The 4,396-nt window shown below is 63.1% G+C and carries 4 protein-coding genes and 2 pseudogenes; 1 reads left to right on the top strand and 5 read right to left on the bottom strand.

The features are described 5' to 3' along the window. Window positions 1-85: 85 nt before the first annotated feature. The 3 genes and pseudogenes from E0D90_RS23945 to E0D90_RS23935 form a co-directional block, all read right to left on the bottom strand. Window positions 86-1,526: pseudogene (locus E0D90_RS23945) on the bottom strand (NF041680 family putative transposase). A gap of 182 nt (window positions 1,527-1,708) precedes the next feature. Further along, window positions 1,709-2,041, bottom strand: coding sequence for a MafI2 family immunity protein (locus tag E0D90_RS23940; RefSeq protein ID WP_130800050.1), 333 nt, complete (start codon window positions 2,039-2,041; stop codon window positions 1,709-1,711). Then, window positions 2,038-2,889, bottom strand: coding sequence for a polymorphic toxin-type HINT domain-containing protein (locus E0D90_RS23935; RefSeq protein WP_227870454.1), 852 nt, complete (start codon window positions 2,887-2,889; stop codon window positions 2,038-2,040). The genes E0D90_RS23940 and E0D90_RS23935 overlap by 4 nt, the downstream gene beginning before the upstream one ends. Before the next feature lie 259 nt (window positions 2,890-3,148). Here E0D90_RS23935 and E0D90_RS23930 point away from each other — a divergent pair. Continuing rightward, window positions 3,149-3,469 (top strand): annotated as a pseudogene (locus E0D90_RS23930) (tyrosine-type recombinase/integrase); the annotation flags it as partial. A gap of 107 nt (window positions 3,470-3,576) precedes the next feature. Here the strand turns inward: E0D90_RS23930 and E0D90_RS23925 are convergent. Both E0D90_RS23925 and E0D90_RS28120 read right to left on the bottom strand, forming a co-directional pair. Then, window positions 3,577-4,083, bottom strand: coding sequence for a hypothetical protein (locus E0D90_RS23925; protein WP_130800049.1), 507 nt, complete (start codon window positions 4,081-4,083; stop codon window positions 3,577-3,579). Further along, window positions 4,080-4,396: hypothetical protein (locus E0D90_RS28120; RefSeq protein ID WP_227870453.1), on the bottom strand; the 317-nt coding region annotated here is incomplete at its 5' end. The genes E0D90_RS23925 and E0D90_RS28120, both read right to left, overlap by 4 nt.

Raw genomic sequence — 4,396 nt, 5'->3', positions numbered from 1 at the left:
ATCCGTACTCCTCCAGCGACCGCACCCCGGGGGCGTCCTGGATGACCTCGGTCACGGCGTGCGGCTGGCTCTCTGAGCTTGGCGTTTAACCTGGGCGGGTTTGGTGCTTCTTGATCGACTTGGCTCGTTTGACCGTCTTGCCGACGTCGTGCTGTCTGGCGCGTTGCTTGTTCTTCGATCCGGTGGGTCGTCCCGGTCCTGGCCGTGAGGGTTTTGGTGCGGCTGTCGGACGGGCTGTGGTCTGCCGGACGTTGCGAAACCCCCGCCGTACCCGGGCGGGGGTGAGGCGGCGGGGCTCGGTTGACCGTTCCCAGGGGCGGCGGAGGTCCTCGGCGAGAGGGCGGGCCAGGCGGAGCTGGGTGTGGGCGGCGATGATGAGCCAGGTCCACAGGTCGGCGGTGTCCGCGTGGCGGATCTTCGGGGCTGTCCAGCTGAGGGTCTGTTTCATGAACCTGAAGGTGTGCTCAAGATCGAACCGGCGGAGGAAGGACTGCCACCAGTGCTCCACGTCCGCCGGTGTGGCGGCGGTGGCCGAGCACCACAGCCAGACCGGTTTGGGGTCGCGGTCGCCCGGCAGGCGCTCGACCGTCAGGCGGATCAACGTGCCGTGCAGGATGGGCAGTTCCTCTTTTGCGTGGTCCAGCCAGGGGCCGCGGTGGGTGAGCCGGGGGTGTATCCGGTCACAGGCTCTGGCCTCGGCCTTGCCGTAGCGGGTGGTGCCGGTGACGGTGGTGACCTCTGGCTCGTGCCAGCTTTCGGGTTTGGCGAAGGTCAGGACGCCGCCGTGCCGGCGTGGCCTGCCGCCCTGCGGCCCGCAGCCGGCGGGGCCGGGATCGCGGAGCATGACACGGTCCGAGCGCAGACGTCCGACCAGCACGACGGGCGGGTCCGCCAGGGCGTGGGAGAGGTAGGCGATGTCGTAGCTGGAGTCCATGACGATCCAGATGTCCGGATCACCCGTGCGCCACTGCCCGGCATCAATCAACCGGTCGACGGTGTCGCGTAGCTGTGCGGCGGTGACGGCGGTCGCGTCGTCGGCGGGCCCCAGGCGCACGGCGTCCAGCAGCGCGACCCAGGAGGTGCGGCCGGTCTCCAGAGCGGCGACGAAGGAGTACGGCCAGCCCGGCACGAACTGATCCCTGCGGCGGGCACCGCGTCCGTAGACGTGGCAGAACAGCCGCTCGTTGCTGGTCGGGGCATCGGGACGGAGCCAGTTGCTGACGTCCACCGCCAGCACGATCCGCCCGTCGGCCGCCTTCGGCAGCGGAAGACCGGCCAGCGTGCGCCGCAACCGTGCCGGCTCCGCCCAGCCCCGGTCCAACCCGGCGTACAGCGCCTCGTGCCCGCGGCGGTGCTCGACCGCCAGCGACAGCTCGACCAGTGTCTTCACCGGCCCGTCCGCACACAGCACCGCGTCCGTCGAAGAGCGCGTCCGCGCGGGCGTAAAGGGACTCGTAGAACTCGACACGAAAGCGGGACAAGACGTCGAACGCCTCGCCTGCGAGCGCGTGGACCGGGAGACTCATACGCAGCGGCCGTTCTCTCGTGCTTCGTTACTCGACATCTCGAAGCGTGGAGAACGGCCGCCTCCGCTGTCCCCAGAAGAACCGCAGATCAGCAGGTCGGGTGACAGCCCAGGTTAAACGCCAAGCTGAGGTCCCGCCGGAGTGCAGCCCAGCGGGACCTCATAAGGCTTCAGCAGGCCTGCCTATTCATCGCTAATCCGTGCGGCGTCTGGCTTTGCCCAGTAGATCATGCGATACCCAGACAAATTTGATTTCGGATCCGGTTCACCGATCTTGATCACGTACTCCACCAACGGATGATCTTCGGAAAATAGCGCGTCCAGCTCGAAGGTAACCTCTTCGGCATCGTCTTCAAGTTCACTCGATTGACGATGAGTCCAGAAGGCCAATTCCACGCGAGCTTCCTCAACACTCACAGCCACGGCGATCACGTCAGTCGAAATCATGCCGAGCAGTGCTTGCACTGCAAGAAGCGTGATCTCGTTCTCGCGCTGATTCCTTTGCTTGTCGGTCACGGCGCACCCGCCTGGGGATTCATCGGCACAACGCTCGGACTCTTAGTCCCCTTGATCATGAAGATATTCGTGGGAACTCCGAGACGGTTCATAGCTGGATTGTTGTCGTAGCCCACGACGGAAGGAACTCGAATTTGAATATTTCCCGTCTTCGTTATCCCCATAACCTGCGCCGATCCGGAATGGTAGGCGTCGAGCACCGCCTGCGCGTCTTTTTGCGAATTGAAATAATCTCCGCATTTATACCCCCTCCCGCCAAGTATGTGCCGTTCCTGCTTCTGACTGCTGATGCTCGCTTTGACCTGCGGCAATTCGATGATATTACCGGCGGCATCTGCAATGAACCGTGGGCACGACGAGTTGTGAACGAGGACCGGCGTGGCCCCCGCCAGCACATAGTACGTGTGGAGGCCCTCGATGGTGAGGTTGTGGACGGTGGACGGCTGGGTCCAGCGGCGGAGTGTCGTGACCGGTGCGCGTGTGCGGTCTGGGAGTTCCAGCAGCTGGCCGGGCTTGAGGTCGGCCGCGTGGGTCCATTCGCCGAACTCGGGAGACCAGAAGGGATGCTCGTCAGTGGCGGTGATGGTGGCCTCGCCGATGGTGACAGCGACGAGGTTCTTATCACCGGCTCCGGTGATCTCAGCCGTGACGGTTTGAGGCCCGATCTGTCCCGTTTCGGGGTCGGCCGCCAGCACTTCGTCGCCGACCGCGACTTGTTCTATCGGCTTGGTGGAGCCGTCCGCCATGAGCACTGAAGCTCCCGCGACAAAGCTGCTGCTGTAGTCTGCTTTCTTTCCCTTCCCAACAATTCCGCGGACCCATTTGTATACTCCCTCACCGACGACCACGGCTCCTTTTACCGCCTTACCGAAAGGAACTACATCGAGCGCCGCAGATCCACATGCTGCGGTGAACCCAATGTTCCCTGAGCACTCCTTCCAGGAATCAACATCGGGCCCCAGGAAGCTCCAAGTCTCCGTGGCGACTCCGCCTGGGTAGCTCCGTAGATATTCGTTGAGGGGATATAGAGGGTCTCTCATGGCCTTCGGAGTGGGCCGCAAGGGCGGCGTACCCAGGGTGGCGAGCTTAACCCGTGTTCAGGATTCGGGGTCAAGGCCCCCGACCAACCTCACCCGCACCTTCACCACGCCCCTCCGCAAGGCCGGCCTCCGCCGCATCCGATTTCACGACCTCAGGCACTCAACCGCGACCCTGCTCCTGGAGCAGGGAGTCGAACTCGTCGTGATCAAGGAACTCCGCGGCCACGCCCACATCGGCGTCACCGCAACCGTCTACGCCCACTTCCGACTCCGCCTCCAGCGAGACACCATCGAGACCCTCAGCACCGCCCTCGGCGGACCAGAGATTACCGAGAAAGCCGGCACCGACAGCAACGAACCGCCTCCTTGCTCCGTCCCCGTCCACTGACGTTGCCGTCAATTACTGCCGTCAAACACCAGCGAAGCCCCGCCAGACTACGCTTGGCGGGGCTTCGATTCGCCAGCGGGAACATCGCCAACCCCCGCGTTGCTACCTCAGTGCGAAATTGACGCCTGACGCAGGCTGCACGCGGAGGACCAAGACGGCAAAGCGTCTTGAACCTTTTTCAAGTCCACGCTCGAATAGTCGGGTGGCACGTCGCCGATTCCTTCCACTTCGAGGACGTAAAACTCCGCCAGTTCACCCGCCACTACAAGGTGCGCCTCCGGGAAGAATTCGAATCTCGCGCGAAGAGAATCGCCCAACCGGTCAGCAGCACTGGATACTACCGTCAGTGCCGCGAGAGGAACCTGCTTTGTCGGTGACTTCCAGTCGGACGAGCGCAGACCCCGGATCACAAGCAGCCCAGAATTTCCCACTTCAAACTGCAAGGAGGTGCGCAGTTCGAAGAGAAGAGCCGCCGTAGAGGTCAAGTGACACACCCGAGAGTCGAGCAGCTGCGCTTCTTGCAGCGCGTCCTCTTCTCGCAGGGGATCCACTTCAACCGAGCCGAGAAATTCCGGATATGGCCTGGCATGGACGAGATCATTTATCGAGATCATGGGATCGGGATGTGATTGTAGGGGTCAGCCTTGCTGACCGTCTGCCCGGTTAGGGGATTGACTGACTGACCTGCTTTGTTCATGTACACCACATAACCGTTCGGGTACTGATGCTTGCCGGTAGTGACAGGGTCCATCACGCGAACTTGCACCACCCGAGGATCGAGGCCCTTAGTTCCGGCCGGAATGTCGTAAGCCCAGCCCTTACCGGTGGCAACCGGTTTGCCAGCAGCCCCCTCAGCTTGTTCTTTTTCTTTCGGCTTCGAGTGGTGTCTCGAACTGGGTCGCTCACCTGGGAGTTCGCCGGACGCGG

This window comes from Streptomyces otsuchiensis, assembly GCF_004305975.1.
Classification (GTDB): Bacteria; Actinomycetota; Actinomycetes; order Streptomycetales; family Streptomycetaceae; genus Streptomyces; species Streptomyces otsuchiensis.
The sequence above is the reverse complement of the archived record's forward strand: the minus strand, read 5'-3'. Positions and strand labels throughout refer to the sequence as shown.

Coding starts and splice junctions, on each gene's coding strand:
- E0D90_RS23925 (WP_130800049.1), bottom strand. CDS start 4,083: ATGATCTCGATAAATGATCTCGTCCATGCCAGGCCATATCCGGAATTT.